The sequence below is a fragment of the Enterobacter sp. Y17 genome, from assembly GCF_019730495.1.
Taxonomy (GTDB): domain Bacteria; phylum Pseudomonadota; class Gammaproteobacteria; order Enterobacterales; family Enterobacteriaceae; genus Enterobacter; species Enterobacter asburiae_B.
On sequence record NZ_JAASKP010000003.1, the window covers coordinates 272633 to 287455 of the forward strand.

13 protein-coding genes and 1 other annotated feature are annotated in these 14823 nt (G+C 53.0%); of the genes, 9 read left to right on the plus strand and 4 right to left on the minus strand.

Translation table 11 applies throughout. The annotated features are described in order from the left end of the window. The first annotated feature begins 4 nt into the window (after positions 1 to 4). The 6 genes from HCH49_RS22265 to HCH49_RS17545 all read left to right on the plus strand — a co-directional run bounded on the left by HCH49_RS22265 (position 5) and on the right by HCH49_RS17545 (position 7080). On the plus strand, positions 5 to 1948 hold the full coding sequence (locus tag HCH49_RS22265; protein ID WP_260454153.1) for a phage tail protein: 1944 nt from the start codon (positions 5 to 7) through the stop codon (positions 1946 to 1948). Then, positions 1948 to 2556, plus strand: coding sequence for a tail fiber assembly protein (locus HCH49_RS17525; protein ID WP_221703095.1), 609 nt, complete (start codon positions 1948 to 1950; stop codon positions 2554 to 2556). Before HCH49_RS22265 ends, HCH49_RS17525 begins: the two co-directional genes overlap by 1 nt. Next, entirely contained in the window at positions 2546 to 3268 is a 723-nt protein-coding gene (locus HCH49_RS17530) for a hypothetical protein (RefSeq protein WP_221703096.1), read from the plus strand. Before HCH49_RS17525 ends, HCH49_RS17530 begins: the two co-directional genes overlap by 11 nt. Continuing rightward, a complete protein-coding gene (locus tag HCH49_RS17535) occupies positions 3240 to 3779 on the plus strand; it encodes a hypothetical protein (RefSeq protein ID WP_032638393.1) in 540 nt (179 codons plus the stop codon). Before HCH49_RS17530 ends, HCH49_RS17535 begins: the two co-directional genes overlap by 29 nt. A gap of 3 nt (positions 3780 to 3782) precedes the next feature. Then, entirely contained in the window at positions 3783 to 5507 is a 1725-nt protein-coding gene (locus tag HCH49_RS17540) for a hypothetical protein (protein WP_221703097.1), read from the plus strand. 700 nt (positions 5508 to 6207) lie between these two features. Beyond that, on the plus strand, positions 6208 to 7080 hold the full coding sequence (locus tag HCH49_RS17545) for an SMP-30/gluconolactonase/LRE family protein (RefSeq protein WP_221703098.1): 873 nt from the start codon (positions 6208 to 6210) through the stop codon (positions 7078 to 7080). Here the strand turns inward: HCH49_RS17545 and pheA are convergent. From pheA to bamD, 4 genes are all read right to left on the minus strand, one after another. Then, positions 7077 to 8237 (minus strand): bifunctional chorismate mutase/prephenate dehydratase, encoded by a 1161-nt coding sequence (gene pheA, locus HCH49_RS17550; RefSeq protein ID WP_069303190.1) that lies wholly within the window; start codon positions 8235 to 8237, stop codon positions 7077 to 7079. The two genes, HCH49_RS17545 and pheA, sit on opposite strands and share 4 nt — an antisense overlap. A 30-nt stretch (positions 8238 to 8267) precedes the next feature. Then, positions 8268 to 8393: a sequence feature (Phe leader region), on the minus strand. After that, positions 8345 to 8392 carry a pheA operon leader peptide PheL gene (gene pheL / locus HCH49_RS17555; protein WP_100249759.1) on the minus strand — a complete coding sequence of 16 codons (48 nt, stop codon included), beginning with the start codon at positions 8390 to 8392 and terminating at the stop codon, positions 8345 to 8347. (Overlaps the previous feature by 48 nt.) Positions 8394 to 8503: 110 nt before the next feature. Continuing rightward, positions 8504 to 8845 carry a ribosome-associated translation inhibitor RaiA gene (gene raiA, locus HCH49_RS17560; protein WP_003863162.1) on the minus strand — a complete coding sequence of 114 codons (342 nt, stop codon included), beginning with the start codon at positions 8843 to 8845 and terminating at the stop codon, positions 8504 to 8506. 268 nt (positions 8846 to 9113) lie between these two features. Next, entirely contained in the window at positions 9114 to 9851 is a 738-nt protein-coding gene (gene bamD / locus HCH49_RS17565) for an outer membrane protein assembly factor BamD (protein ID WP_023308867.1), read from the minus strand. Between the two features lie 131 nt (positions 9852 to 9982). Between bamD and rluD the strand changes: the two genes are divergently transcribed. The 3 genes from rluD to clpB all read left to right on the plus strand — a co-directional run bounded on the left by rluD (position 9983) and on the right by clpB (position 14394). Next, positions 9983 to 10963 carry a 23S rRNA pseudouridine(1911/1915/1917) synthase RluD gene (rluD, locus tag HCH49_RS17570; RefSeq protein WP_033146247.1) on the plus strand — a complete coding sequence of 327 codons (981 nt, stop codon included), beginning with the start codon at positions 9983 to 9985 and terminating at the stop codon, positions 10961 to 10963. Next, a complete protein-coding gene (yfiH, locus tag HCH49_RS17575) occupies positions 10960 to 11691 on the plus strand; it encodes a purine nucleoside phosphorylase YfiH (RefSeq protein WP_221703099.1) in 732 nt (243 codons plus the stop codon). Before rluD ends, yfiH begins: the two co-directional genes overlap by 4 nt. Positions 11692 to 11820: 129 nt before the next feature. Further along, a complete protein-coding gene (gene clpB / locus HCH49_RS17580; RefSeq protein WP_023308864.1) occupies positions 11821 to 14394 on the plus strand; it encodes an ATP-dependent chaperone ClpB in 2574 nt (857 codons plus the stop codon). Positions 14395 to 14823: the final 429 nt, after the last annotated feature.

The following is a 14823-nucleotide window of genomic DNA, read 5'->3' on the forward strand; positions in this document are numbered from 1 at the left end:
AATTATGGCTCAGACAGTCATTACAAAAGCGTTCACAGAGTGGAAAGCCCAACAGGCAATTGATAATCAGCCGGTTAATCTGGATGAATTTATTTTCGCCTATCTTCCCGATCTGGATGTGACAAAGCCGGTTGAGAATAAAGAGGGTTTGCCACCTGCCGATAAAATCGTCCATCGCCAGGCGGTGAGCAAATCAGGCGTGGTTAATGCGAATTCCGTTGTGTATTCCGTCACTCTGGGCGCGGACGTCGGCGACTTTAATTTCAACTGGATCGGTCTGGCGAACAAAGCAACCGGTACGCTGGCGATGATTATTCACGCCCCTACCCAGAGCAAAATTAAGAACGCCAGCGGGCAACAAGGTAACGTCCTGGTTCGTTCCATGCTTATGGAGTATAGCGGGGCTGAGTCGGCAACCAATATCACCACGCCAGCAGAAACCTGGCAGATCGACTTTACCGCCCGCCTGGCGGCAATTGACGAACGCCAGCGCAGGGAGAATATCGATCTTTATGGTATGGCGGCATTTTTTGACAGCGGTTATCTGGTCGCCAAAAGTGGCGCACAATATTACGTAACAAAAGGCGCGGGCTACGTTGCCGGGCTACGTGCAGAACTGGCCGCGAATCAGAACATCACAGTTTCAGCCAGGCCGGTAAAGGTCTGGCTGGATGTGTCCTGGTCGGGAACGCTGACAAGCGAATGGGCTGTAAAGAGCAAAATTACTGTGGCTGCGAGTCTTGCCGATTATGTGGAAAACGGTAGCCAGCATTATGTGTTTGCAGTGGCGAGCATCGACGCAAGCGGCAATATTACCGATCTGCGCCCGAAAGGCACCCTTAACGACCAGTCAATCAAAGAGCATGAAAAATCACGAAATCACCCTGACGCGACCACTACCGAAAAGGGATTTACAAAGCTAAGTAGCGCAGTCGATAGCGAATCAGAAACGGAAGCCGCAACACCGAAAGCGGTAAAAGCTGCTAATGACAACGCAAATGGCCGCGTGCCGTCAGGGCGGAAGGTTAACGGGCGAGCGCTGGCGGAAGATATCAATATCACTTCGCAGGACATTTTTAACGGCCAGGCCGTGCTGATTGGGAATGCTGCCGATCTGAATAGCTTTATTACACCGGGATTATATTACCAGTCCTCCAATGCGCAGGCGGAAGCTGGAACTAATTATCCAGAATCGGTGGCCGGGTCGCTTGAAGTTTACAAACATGCAGGTGTTACGCAGGTATACCGGATATATGCTGATTCACGCTCATTTATCCGTATTTTTTATAATGGCACATGGACACCATGGGCAAAACAGTACGACTCAGCCAATAAACCTAAACCAACAGATATTGGTGCGGTGTCTGCGAATGGTGGTGATTATAACGCCACATTCAAGCTGGGAAGAGTTGAAACCTTGCCAACAGAATCAAATATGTCTGCCCTTTATAATGTACGGGCAGGTGATGGTGGGGTTGTGTCAGGTGTTGAATTTAACTGGTACGGTCAAAAATTTACAGTCGGCATCACCCGCGACGGAAGCACCGGCACAAACGGTTTAGTATTTCAGCACAACGGATATACGCGCCTAAGAATAGATAAGAATGGTAATTTAATATCTTCCGGTGCAATTTCCGCAGGTGATAAATTGGTAGCTGGCGCTGGCGTTTTCGATACTCCGGGCGTGCGGGTTTATTCTTCGAACAACCCCCCAAATTTAAGCGCTTATGCAACAACATCATGGACTATCGCTAACTTCCTGCAAGGGGGGCTTAGGCTGGCATCAGCAGGAGTCGCCACAAACGGAAATAATGATAACGAATTTGCGTATGCGCCTAACGGAACGGTGGTTACTGCTGTGCAGCAAAAAACGAATTACACGGCGGTACAATATCGTTCTCTTCAATATAACATCGGCGGAAACTGGTACACAGCATGGGTGGCTTAATGACGAAGCAATCTGGAGTGTTTAAAAAATATGACCCATTAGATAAGTGGGGGAAATACACCCCGGCGAAGGTAGCTAAACTATCGCCGGAGGAACTCGAATTATATTACGTTGCAAAATCACCAGAGGTGAATATTGTTTTCCTGAAAGATGATAACGGCAATGACTGGTATTTGTGGCTTAAAACGCTTTCACAGGAAACGCTAAAGGTATCATTTAACCCTGACACGAAAGAAATTATCCATTTCTCTTATGATGCAAGCGCGATTTTCCCGATTAATCAGATTGTCGTTGAAGTCGCGCCGGAGAATGTACCGGATGAATTTACCGCTGCGGGCGAGAAAGCATTAGGCGGCGCATTTCTTTTTGATGGTGGGGAGATCATTGCCGCGCCTATTGATTATGAGGCAGAGGCAGAACGTAAAAAGCTGGAATTATTAAACCATGCGAATAACGTGATTGCCACGCTTCAGGATGCCGTTGATCTGGGTATGGCGACCGATAAAGAGGAAAAAAACCTGCCGGAGTGGAGAAAATACCGCGTTTTATTAAACCGGGTTGATACCACCAGGCCCGAATGGCCGGAGCCTCCCGAAGATGTGGCGTGATTCAGTTATTAAAATTGCCGACGATATGGCGGGGTTGAGTTGCTCAATCATCCCGGCGCATCCGTGGGTGTATGGTCTGGGTCAGTCGGCAGATTCAGGGGGGTATCTGAGTCCGGCTAATGCCCTGGGCTATCTGGCGGGGAAGCTGGCAACCAGCAGCGGGAGCGGTGACGTTATCGTGATGATGATTGCCGAAAATACCCATGATGGATTTATGAAAGCCCTCAACGGGCTTGCCACGGTGTTTCCAGCGCCCGCATTTACCCAGGTTAGCCGTATGGCGGCTGCGGCGGCCGAACTGAGCACGGTTAAAATGCAACTGCCGTCGAAATCCAGTTCGCTGCCGGTCGCCGCGCCGCTGTCCGTCGCGACAAACCGCCTTGCAGTGAACGCGCAGCGGGTTGCCGCCGCGCAGCTAGCTGCCGCTGCCAGCACGACAACCGAAGGGCTGAAAAAACAAATTGCCGAATTCGTCCAGGCGCGTGCTGGCCTGCTTTCTTCGGTTAGTCAGTCTCTTGAAGACCTGAAAGGGGCCAGCGCGAAAGCCTGGTCATTCAGTTACACCGGCAATCACAGAATGGCGGCTATTGAATTACTAAAAGACATACCGCAGGCAACCGCCGTGCATACAGCGGCAATGATGTTTATCGGTGATTCGCTTGCAGATTTGGGGAAGATGATAAATGAGCCAGACCGCACTACTCGCGCTTAATGGTGAAGGGATCGCGATGCAAAACATGCTGGTTTCCCCTTCAATGCAGTTTCAGGAAAAAGACCAGTCAGGCCAGACATCGAGCACGACCAATTCAGAACAGGGCATCAAGGCTAAAGAATTGCGCGTGTCGGGCCTGGTGACGTTTGACGACGAGGCAGTTTTACAGCGCCTTTTCCAGTTGGCATCCGCTACCGAGGCCAGCGGAGCCTTAAAGACTTATCGCGTCGCCAATGCCACGGCAACCGCAATCAACTTCCGCGAAGCCACCTTCACCGGCCAGATTGATGCCGTTCCCCAGGAAGACCGCCTGGCCTGGCAGGTCAGTTTCACGCTGCGGGAAAAAAACAGCGTGCCGGAAAAACGCCAGGCACGAAAAGGCAACGCAACCGCCAGCACGAAGCAAACCGGCGCGGGGGGTAAAGGTGGCGCAGCGGCAGACGAACCAGCCGACAAAATGAGCTGGTTTGAAGAGAAAGTCCTGAAACCCGTTAATGATGCGCTGGGGTAAAGCATGAAACCAATTAAACGCCTTTTCCTGTCCAGTGACCCGGTCCACATGGTGGACTGTAATATCGTGCTTGAGCAAAACGCCTGCGGGCGTGGATTCATCACGGCCAGCACTGAAATGGATTACACCGGCAAATTGGTTCGGGTCGATGTGGGTTATGACGGGCTGGTCCTGCGCTGGTTCACCGGCTATGTTGAGCGGTCGCAGCCTGCTGATAATGGCGCCTGCCGGTTGTTCGTGCGTGAGCTTGTCGGGGTGTTCGATAAGCTGTGGCCGTGTTCGTTCCAGCACCCAACGTTACGCCAGATCACTGACTGGTTAACGGAGCAAAGCGGGTTAACCGTCGCACCGCCTGCCGGTGCGGCTTATGCGGATAAACCTATCCCGTACTTTACCCACAGCGGAACCGGCTATCAGCTATTAGCCAGCCTGGGGCGGGCTTTCTCAATCAAAGATTATGTCTGGTATCAGTTGCCGGACGGGGCCGTCTTTACCGGCGCAGCAGAGCATAGCCTTTTTGCCGGTAAGCCAGTGGAGATCCCACACGAATTTAGCCAGGCATCCGCAGCCGGTAATTCAATGGTTGTGCCGATGATCCAGAGCCTGCGCCCCGGTGTTGAGGTCAACGGCCAGCGCTTAAGCCAGGTTCAGCTTAACAACGACGATATGACAATCACCTGGTTACCACGCAATAAGGTAACCGGCAAGCCACTGCAAAAATCACCGATTCAGCGCCAGATAGAAAGCGTCTACCCGGAACTGGCTTCCGGGCTGCATTTGCCAAAGCTCGCCAGGGTTGAAGCGCCAAGCGAAGACGTTTCCGGGGGTAACATCGCGGACCCATTCCGGCCCCGTTACGCTGTGGATCTGCAACTGCTGGATGAAGACGGCAACGCGGCGGCCAACACGCCGGTTTATTCCGCCGTGCCGCTGCCGGTTCCAATGGCCGGGAGTGAATCGGGAATGTTTCAGTTTCCGCCGCCTGGCACGCTGGTTGAGATTGGTTTCGTGGAAGGCAGACAGGATAAACCGTTTATTCGTCAGATCATGCCGCAGGGGCATAACCTGCCAGCGGTTAAGCCTGGCGAACAGTTACAGCAACAGCGCGATGGGGTATCACAGCGCGTTACCGTTGCCGGTGACTGGGTGCGCCAGACCGACCAGGCGATAAGCGAAACATCCATGACGCGGGAAGTGACCGCAGATGATGAAAAGCGAAAGCTGGTTGCCCGTGAAACAACAGTCCAGGCCACGGATAAAACAACCGTGCTGGGAACGACCACACTTCTGGCCGGTGCGGTTATGCATGTAAGCGAGGGTGATTACAGCGTCGGCACGTCAGGCAACCTGACGGTGACTTGCAGCAAAGACAATTCTGTCAGTGTGGGCCAGAACGTAAAACGCGATGTAGGCGGCAAGCTGGAAGACAACATCCAGGGAAATGCCGACGTTACTATCGGCGGAGCGCTTAACGAGAAAATCGCAGGCATAAAAAAAAGCGTTGCCGCAGCGCAGCAGTTGATCGGGGCTTCCGTTAAGCTGGGCAGCGAGGAAACCAACGTCCTGACGTTGCTGACCGACACCCTGGACGTTGTCCACGAACTGGCGCAGATATGTGCGACCCATACGCACCCCAACACGGGAGCCAGCGGGCAGGCATCGCAGTTCACCGGAACCGCCGAAAAAACCAACGCTTTGAAAGCGAAATACAGCCCCCTTATAGCCTGACAAAACGCAGGCGAAAACCATCACGTCACCAGACGCCACAGAACGCCCCACAGCAAGCGCAGAAACATAAGGCCGACACTGTTCGGCCTTTTTTGCGTTCGTTTAACCATGCCCCAGAGACGAAGCGACAGAGCGCAGACGGAAGCGGATCCGAGACGGAAACGGCGCTACACCGCACCCGCCTGCGGTATTTGGATCATAAAAATTTTGCAAAAGAATTTTTGCGCAAAGCAACCCGCCAGCCCGCGCCACCGCTGGGCTTCTGCGGTCTGCTGGCGTTTGCACACCGCGCAAGGATTTGCAGCGCGTTGCAAAAGTTGCCGACCAGTCAGCGCCTAACCGATTGGTTAACATGATGTTTTTAAAAGGATCGTTTTACTTTCCGTCACGATCAAATGTGAGCGGCGGTTGTCTGGTTTTTTAAAAGGTAATGCGGTCAGGCCATGCACGGCGCTGGCTGGCGGACTGTTGGGGATAATTTAGTTTTTGCAAAACGCTGCGACTTTTACCCATCAAAACGATCTGCAAATGAGATGTAAAAAACCCCGCAGAAAAGCGGGGTTTGGTGTGCGTCCGTGGACGCTTTTTTTCGATGTGTGGACGACGTGTGGACATCGTAAGAAACAAATCCTTTTGTTTCATGGTATTGCGTCTAAAATTAAAACAGCAATGCTGGCTTTTTTTATTTTGGGGAACTGTCATGGCCGAACCGCAGCTGCTGTTGAATTACACCGGGCATCTGCCTGAATGCCCGACGTGGAGCGCAGAAGAGCGCGCGCTCTACTGGGCCGATATTCTGGAAGGGGAGATCCACCGCTACCATCTGCCGACGGCAGAACACACCGTACTCTCTTTCCATGAGGAGGTGGGCTGTTTCGCGCTGCGCGAGCAGGGTGGTTTTATCGTTGCGATGCGAACGGGTATCTGGCTGACCGATAAACACGGCCTGCTGCGCCGCAAGGTGTGCGATAACCCCTCTAACCCGCAGCTCGCACGCTTTAACGACGGCGGCACCGATTCTCTGGGACGATTCTACGCGGGCACGTTTTGGGGGTCGGGAGATTACAACGGTGCCCTGCTGATGCGCATCGACAACGACCTGACGCCGAAAGTGATCCAGTGCGATATTCACGGGCACAACGGCTTAGCGTTTAGCCCTGATAATCAATGGATGTTTACTTCAGATACGCCAAACGGCGTTATTTACCGAACGCCGCTTGATGAGAAGGGCGAACCCGGCAGGCGCGAGGTGTTTCGTCAGTTTAAAGAGGGCGAAGGGATACCGGACGGCGCGGCAATGGATGTGGAAGGCTGCTACTGGAGCGCGCTATTTGACGGCTGGCGTATTGCGCGTTTTTCTCCGCAAGGGGAGCAGCTGGAAGAATATCGCATGCCGGTGCGTTGCCCGACGATGGTCTGCTTTGGGGGCGATGACATGAAAACACTGTTTATTACCACCACGCGGGAAAATATGGATGCGGACGAGGTGGCGAAGTATCCGCTCTCCGGCGCCATCTTCACCCTGCCGGCGAACGTGGCAGGGATGAAGAAAAGCCGCTTTATCGAACGTTAAGCCGGGTCAACCGGGACCACGTTCTCGCTCGGATAGCAGCCCAGCACCTTCATGGAACGCGTGATCTCGCCCAGTTCGCGCAGGGCCTTCTGCATGGAAGCAGATTCCAGGTTGGCCTGGATATCGAGGTAGAACATCTCTTCCCACGGGTTACCGTGGATTGGGCGTGATTCCAGCCTGGTCATGATCAGGTTGTGGTTACGCAGCACCAGCAGGGCTTCAACCAGCGCCCCGGCCTGTTGGCCGGTCGCCATCAGCAGCGTGGTTTTCGCTGGCACCTGGTCTGACACATTGATTGCCTTGCGGGCCAGCACCACGAAGCGGGTGATATTTTGCGTCTGGTTCGCCAGATTGCGTTCCAGCACCTGTAAACCATACAGCGCCCCGCCTGCTTCGCTGCCGAGCGCGGCGACGGTTGGGGTGTTAGCCTGCGCCACTTTTTCCATCGCCGCCGAGGTGCTTTCGGTGTACTCAATTTTCCAGCTCGGATAGCGGTTCAGGAACTGGCTGCACTGCTGGAACGGCTGTGGATGACTGTAAACCGTTTCGATCTTGCTCAGGTCCGTTGAGCCGGCGACCAGCACGCAGTGATCGATTGGGATCGTCAGCTCGCCAACCAGCGACAGGCTGGTGTGCTGCAGCAAATCGTAGACGTCGTTGATGGCGCCGGAGCTGGTGTTTTCAATCGGTACGACGGCGTAATCCGCCTGGCCGGTCTCAACCTGGTTAAAAATGTCGGCAAACTTCGCGCAGCCGCTCTCAATAAATTCTTCGAAATGGCGTGCGGCATACTGACGTGCGGCCAGGTGAGAATAAGATCCCTTCGGACCGAGGAAGGCAATACGCGCAGAGTGTGGATTGGTTTTATTCAGATGCTGCTGGAGCAGCGCTTGCTGAGTGAGAACGGAGTCTTCGATGATGAGCTGGAACAACCGGGTAATGTAGTGGGCATCGAGGTGATGCGCTTTGCCGAGCTGAATGAGACGTTCCAGCAGATCGCGCTCGCGGTCGATATCTCGTACCGGGCGATGGGAGTCCAGCTTGGCTTTGCCCACTTCAACGGCAAGCGCGCGGCGTTCGGCCAGCAGCGCCAGCAGTTTCTCATCCAGCGCGCTGATTTTTACTCGCAGATCCAGTAACGGGTTTTCCGGTGTCATAGTGTTGCCTGTCTCATTTTATCGTTATCAATAAAAAAGGCCCCCCGGTGTGGGAGGCCTTGTTGTTCGTCTTCGCATTCTTTATCACACGACGAAACGCCTCCCAGTCAGGGGAAGGTAAAAAAGAATGCGAAGAAGAACGGCGTAAGTTTCATAAAGTCATCCTGTGATTGATACCGTTAAAGTACCCGTACTGTTTTCACCCTGTCAATAAAAAACAAAAAACGCGCCCGAAGGCGCGTTGGCAGTACACTCAATTTAAAGGATTACTCTTCTTCAACTTCTTCCGCGAAGCTGGCGTCTTTCACCGATGTTGCGGCGCGACGGGCTTCACCTTTGTGTTGCACTTTATTGAGCTGCCGTTCCAGCTTGTTGATCAAATCGTTAATTGCTGTGTACATATCCTCGTGTTTTGCGCTGGCGACCAGATGGCCGTTTGGAGTATTGATAGTTGCGTCAGCGATGAAACCCTGCGGCTCCTTGGACAGGATGATATGTGGATTAATCAAATGAGTTTGCCATTTATCCAGTTTGGCGAGACGGTCTGCGACGTGCTGGCGGATTGCCGGAGTAATTTCCATTTGTTTACTGGTAATGTTCATTGTCATAAATTTTACCTCTTGTCTTTCCGTCTTGGTGATTCCAGCATACCCGACCTAATGTCAAAATGTGTGATTTATATCACGTTATTTTGTCGGTTTTTGTCAGGGAATCTTTTTTGTGAGGCAGGGCAGGAAGAGGTGAGATTTACCTTGTCGAAGGCAAAAATTGGGGCCATAGTTGACTGGATGTGTTGAGGCTTAAGCGCTTCAGCGACGCGGTAAAATGAATAAAAAAACGGCAGCCTTCGGGCTGCCGTTTTGCATTGAGGCAATATCAGGTGTTGCTGCTGTTCGCAGCGATGATTTTCGCCACTTTTTCAGCCTGAGCGGTCATCTGCATCTGACGGTAAGCATTTTCCATCAGCTTCAGGCCGTCGCGCGTTGCCTGAGTATCCGGATAATCACGCAGCATACCTTCTACGCGGTTAACCACGGCAACCCATGCGCCACGGCGGGTATAGTATTCCGCTACGGAGTATTCATATTTAGCCAGACGATCTTTCAGGAACACCAGACGTTTGGTCGCGTCGGTCACGTACTGACTGTTCGGATAGCCGCGCACCAGCTTGGAGAAGTCATTGAAGGCATCACGCGCATGCTGCGGGTCACGGTCTGAACGATCCACGCCGAAGAAGCCCTGCAGCGCACTGTCGTCCAGCGCCATGTTGGTGAGGCCGCGCATGTACATCACGTAGTCGATGTTAGGATGAGTCGGGTTCAGACGCATGAAACGATCGATGGTTGCCTGAGCCAGCGGCAGGTCGGCATTTTTATAGTATGCGTAGATGAGATCTAACTGTACCTGCTGCGAATATGGACCAAATGGATAGCGATTATCCAACGCTTCCAGTTGCGTTATCGCCTGTTTCCAGTTACCGTCCTGCAACTTTTGTTGTGCAGTCGCATAGATTTCATTCGGCGGATTGTCAGGGACCTGTTCATTTGAACCGGAGCAGCCCACCAAAGCCAGGCTCAACGTGGCCGCTGCCACCAGATATTTCATGCGCGTCATGACGTTTTGACTTTCCTCAAATGTTTGTCCGGGAGAAACTCTGTTCCTGCTCCCGATTAAGACCAGCTACAATAGCACACTATATTAAACGGCAAAGCCGTAAAACCCAACGTTAAACGAAGAAGCAGTTTATGGCACAACGAGTAGAACTCACCGCAACAGTCTCCGAAAATCAGCTCGGTCAACGCTTAGATCAGGCTTTGGCCGAATTGTTCCCTGATTATTCGCGTTCACGCATAAAAGAATGGATCCTTGACCAGCGCGTGCTGGTAAACGGCAAGATCTGGGACAAACCAAAAGAGAAAGTGTTAGGTGGGGAAGCTGTCGCCATCAATGCTGAAATCGAAGAGGAAATCCGCTTCGAGCCGCAGGATATCCCACTGGACATCATCTATGAAGATGATGACATTCTGGTGATCAACAAGCCGCGCGACCTGGTTGTTCATCCGGGCGCGGGGAACCCTGACGGTACGGTACTTAACGCACTTCTCCATTATTATCCGCCGATCGCGGATGTTCCGCGCGCGGGCATCGTGCACCGTCTGGATAAAGACACCACCGGTTTGATGGTGGTGGCGAAGACCGTTCCAGCTCAGACCCGTCTGGTGGAATCGCTGCAGCTGCGCGAAATCACCCGCGAGTATGAAGCGGTAGCCATTGGGCATATGACCTCTGGCGGAACGGTGGAAGAGCCAATCAGCCGTCACCCAACCAAACGTACCCATATGTCGGTGCATCCGATGGGTAAACCGGCGGTGACGCACTATCGCATTATGGAGCACTTCCGTATTCATACGCGCCTGCGTCTGCGTCTGGAAACCGGACGTACTCACCAGATCCGCGTGCATATGGCCCACATTACCCATCCGCTGGTCGGGGATCAGGTATACGGTGGTCGTCCGCGTCCACCTAAAGGCGCATCGGATGAGTTCATCAGCGTATTGCGTAAATTCGATCGCCAGGCGCTGCACGCGACTATGCTGCGTCTTTACCACCCTATCACCGGTATTCAGATGGAGTGGCATGCGCCTATCCCGCAGGATATGGTGGATCTTATCGACGCCATGCGTGCTGATTTCGAAGAACATAAGGATCAAGTGGACTGGTTATGACCAAACTGATTGTCCCGGAGTGGCCATTGCCTGCAGGCGTGGCCGCCTGCAGTTCAACCCGTATTGGCGGTGTTAGCCAGGGCGCGTGGGAGTCTTTGAACCTCGGTGCGCACTGTGGCGACAACCTGGAACATGTTGAAGAGAACCGCCGACGTCTGTTTGCTGCGGGGAACTTGCCGTCGAAACCGGTCTGGCTGGAACAGGTTCATGGTAACGCAGTGCTGAAGTTGACGGGAGAACCCTATGCTTCTAAATGCGCTGATGCCTCTTACAGTAATACTCCGGGAACCGTTTGTGCCGTGATGACCGCCGATTGTCTGCCGGTTCTGTTCTGTAACCGTGCAGGTACCGAGGTGGCTGCAGCACACGCGGGCTGGCGTGGTCTGTGTGAAGGCGTGCTCGAAGAAACTATCGCCTGCTTTAGCGATGAGCCAGCCAATATTATGGCCTGGCTTGGCCCGGCCATTGGTCCTCGCGCTTTCGAAGTGGGGCCAGAGGTTCGCGAAGCCTTTATGGAAAAAGATCCGCAAGCGGTTGAAGCCTTCCTGCCTTCGGGGGATAAATATCTGGCTGATATTTACCAGCTCGCCCGCCAGCGTCTAAATAACGTTGGCGTGATGCAGATCTTCGGCGGCGATCGCTGCACATTCACCGAAAAGGGTGATTTTTTCTCCTATCGTCGCGACAAGACCACGGGGCGTATGGCAAGTTTCATTTGGCTGATATAACCTAAAGAATCAAGACGATCCGGTACGTGCCGTTTTCTTTTCACATAATTCAGGTCATTAACCTTGAATAATTGAGGGATGACCTCATTTAATCTCCAGTAGCAAATTTGACCTGTTATGGGAGGAGTTATGCGTCTGGATCGTCTTACTAATAAATTCCAGCTTGCTCTCGCCGATGCCCAGTCCCTCGCACTGGGGCACGACAACCAGTTTATCGAACCTCTTCATTTAATGAGCGCCTTGCTGAATCAGGAAGGGGGATCGGTACGTCCTTTATTAACGTCCGCTGGCATTAATGCTGGCCAGTTACGCACCGCTATCGATCAGGCGCTGAGCCGTTTACCGCAGGTAGAAGGTACCGGCGGCGACGTTCAGCCGTCTCAGGATTTGGTGCGCGTGCTTAACCTTTGCGACAAGCTGGCGCAAAAACGTGGGGACAACTTTATTTCGTCAGAGCTGTTTGTTCTGGCGGCGCTTGAATCACGCGGTACCTTGACCGACCTGCTGAAATCTGCCGGTGCGACCACCGCCAATGTGACTCAGGCGATTGAGAAAATGCGCGGAGGTGAAAGCGTGAACGATCAGGGAGCCGAAGACCAACGTCAGGCTTTGAAGAAATTTACGGTCGATCTGACCGAGCGTGCTGAACAGGGCAAACTTGATCCGGTTATCGGCCGTGACGAAGAAATCCGCCGTACGATTCAGGTACTGCAGCGTCGTACCAAGAACAACCCGGTGCTGATTGGTGAACCGGGTGTCGGTAAAACCGCCATCGTTGAAGGGCTGGCGCAGCGTATCGTCAACGGCGAAGTGCCGGAAGGCCTGAAAGGCCGCCGCGTACTGGCGCTGGATATGGGCGCGCTGGTGGCCGGTGCGAAATACCGCGGTGAGTTTGAGGAGCGTCTGAAAGGCGTGCTTAACGACCTGGCGAAGCAGGAAGGGAACGTTATCCTGTTTATCGACGAACTGCACACTATGGTCGGTGCGGGTAAAGCGGACGGCGCGATGGATGCCGGGAACATGCTGAAACCTGCGCTGGCGCGCGGTGAACTTCACTGCGTCGGTGCCACCACGCTCGACGAGTACCGTCAGTACATTGAGAAAGATGCTGCTCTGGAACGTCGTTTCCAGAAAGTGTTTGTTGCTGAGCCAAGCGTTGAAGATACCATCGCGATCCTGCGTGGTTTGAAGGAGCGCTATGAACTGCACCACCACGTGCAGATCACTGACCCGGCTATCGTTGCGGCAGCGACGCTTTCGCATCGTTATATTGCTGACCGTCAGCTACCGGATAAAGCGATCGACCTTATTGATGAAGCGGCTTCGAGCATTCGTATGCAGATTGACTCGAAACCGGAAGAGCTGGACAGGCTCGACCGACGCATCATTCAGCTCAAGCTGGAACAGCAGGCGCTGAAGAAAGAGTCTGATGAAGCCAGTAAGAAACGCCTGGATATGCTCAATGAAGAACTGGACGATAAAGAGCGCCAGTATTCTGAGCTGGAAGAAGAGTGGAAAGCCGAGAAAGCATCCCTTTCCGGCACTCAGACCATTAAAGCTGAACTCGAACAGGCCAAAATTGCCATTGAGCAGGCTCGCCGTGTCGGCGATCTGGCGCGTATGTCTGAACTGCAGTACGGCAAAATTCCTGAGCTGGAAAAACAGCTTGAGATAGCGACGCAGTCAGAAGGGAAAACGATGCGTCTGTTACGTAATAAGGTGACGGATGCAGAAATCGCAGAAGTGCTTGCTCGCTGGACCGGTATTCCGGTGGCGCGCATGCTGGAAGGCGAGCGTGAAAAACTGCTGCGCATGGAGCAAGATCTCCATAATCGGGTGATTGGCCAGAACGAAGCGGTTGAAGCGGTTTCGAACGCTATTCGTCGTAGTCGTGCAGGGCTGTCCGATCCAAACCGTCCGATTGGTTCGTTCCTGTTCCTGGGACCGACGGGGGTCGGTAAAACCGAGTTGTGTAAAGCGCTGGCTAACTTTATGTTCGACAGCGACGATGCGATGGTACGTATCGACATGTCCGAGTTTATGGAGAAACACTCCGTCTCACGTCTGGTCGGCGCGCCTCCGGGATACGTTGGTTATGAAGAAGGGGGATATCTGACGGAAGCCGTTCGCCGTCGCCCTTATTCCGTCATCCTGCTGGATGAGGTGGAAAAAGCGCATCCTGATGTGTTCAACATCCTGCTTCAGGTGCTGGATGATGGCCGTCTGACCGACGGACAGGGGAGAACGGTCGACTTCCGTAATACGGTTGTCATCATGACCTCGAACCTGGGTTCCGATTTGATTCAGGAACGTTTCGGTGAACTGGACTATAGCCATATGAAGGATCTGGTGCTCGGTGTCGTGAGCCATAACTTCCGTCCGGAGTTCATCAACCGCATTGATGAAGTGGTAGTATTCCATCCTCTGGGTGAGAAACACATTGCGTCGATTGCGCAGATCCAGCTGCAGCGTCTGTACAAACGTCTGGAAGAGCGTGGATATGAAATTCACATCTCCGACGAGGCCCTGAAGCTGCTGAGCGAGAATGGTTACGATCCAGTGTACGGTGCGCGTCCATTGAAACGTGCTATCCAGCAGCAGATCGAAAACCCGCTGGCGCAGCAGATCCTCTCCGGAGAGTTGATTCCGGGCAAAGTTATTCGTCTGGAAGCCAACGACGATCGTATTGTGGCAGTGCAGTAAGTCACAAAACGCAAAAACGAGCCGCTTGCGGCTCGTTTTTGTTTAAAAACCAGGCGAAAATTGAGGTCTGGAGTAAGATTTGCTTGGAAAGTGAGCGGTTAGTAAATAAATGTCACTTTATCCTTGCAGCTTCGGAATTACTCCCTATAATGCGCCTCCACTGACACGGAACAACGGCACACACGCCGCCGGGTCAGCAGAGAAAAGCGAAATTAATCACTTGACTCTGAAGCGGGAAAGCGTAATATGCACACCCCGCGCCGCTGCGAAAAGCGAAGCGGCACTGCTCTTTAACAATTTATCAGACAATCTGTGTGGGCACTCAAAGTGACATGGATTCTTAACGTCGCAAGACGAAAAATGAATACCAAGTCTCTGAGTGAACATACGTAATTCATTACGAAGTTTAATTCACGAGCATCAAACTTA

Excerpts from the sequence above, each read along its gene's own strand:
- HCH49_RS22265 (WP_260454153.1), top strand. The coding sequence starts at position 5 with ATGGCTCAGACAGTCATTACAAAAGCGTTCACAGAGTGGAAAGCCCAA.
- HCH49_RS17525 (WP_221703095.1), top strand. The coding sequence starts at position 1,948 with ATGACGAAGCAATCTGGAGTGTTTAAAAAATATGACCCATTAGATAAG.
- HCH49_RS17530 (WP_221703096.1), top strand. The coding sequence starts at position 2,546 with ATGTGGCGTGATTCAGTTATTAAAATTGCCGACGATATGGCGGGGTTG.
- HCH49_RS17535 (WP_032638393.1), top strand. The coding sequence starts at position 3,240 with ATGAGCCAGACCGCACTACTCGCGCTTAATGGTGAAGGGATCGCGATG.
- HCH49_RS17540 (WP_221703097.1), top strand. The coding sequence starts at position 3,783 with ATGAAACCAATTAAACGCCTTTTCCTGTCCAGTGACCCGGTCCACATG.
- HCH49_RS17545 (WP_221703098.1), top strand. The coding sequence starts at position 6,208 with ATGGCCGAACCGCAGCTGCTGTTGAATTACACCGGGCATCTGCCTGAA.
- pheA (WP_069303190.1), bottom strand. The coding sequence starts at position 8,237 with ATGACACCGGAAAACCCGTTACTGGATCTGCGAGTAAAAATCAGCGCG.
- raiA (WP_003863162.1), bottom strand. The coding sequence starts at position 8,845 with ATGACAATGAACATTACCAGTAAACAAATGGAAATTACTCCGGCAATC.
- bamD (WP_023308867.1), bottom strand. The coding sequence starts at position 9,851 with ATGACGCGCATGAAATATCTGGTGGCAGCGGCCACGTTGAGCCTGGCT.
- rluD (WP_033146247.1), top strand. The coding sequence starts at position 9,983 with ATGGCACAACGAGTAGAACTCACCGCAACAGTCTCCGAAAATCAGCTC.
- yfiH (WP_221703099.1), top strand. The coding sequence starts at position 10,960 with ATGACCAAACTGATTGTCCCGGAGTGGCCATTGCCTGCAGGCGTGGCC.
- clpB (WP_023308864.1), top strand. The coding sequence starts at position 11,821 with ATGCGTCTGGATCGTCTTACTAATAAATTCCAGCTTGCTCTCGCCGAT.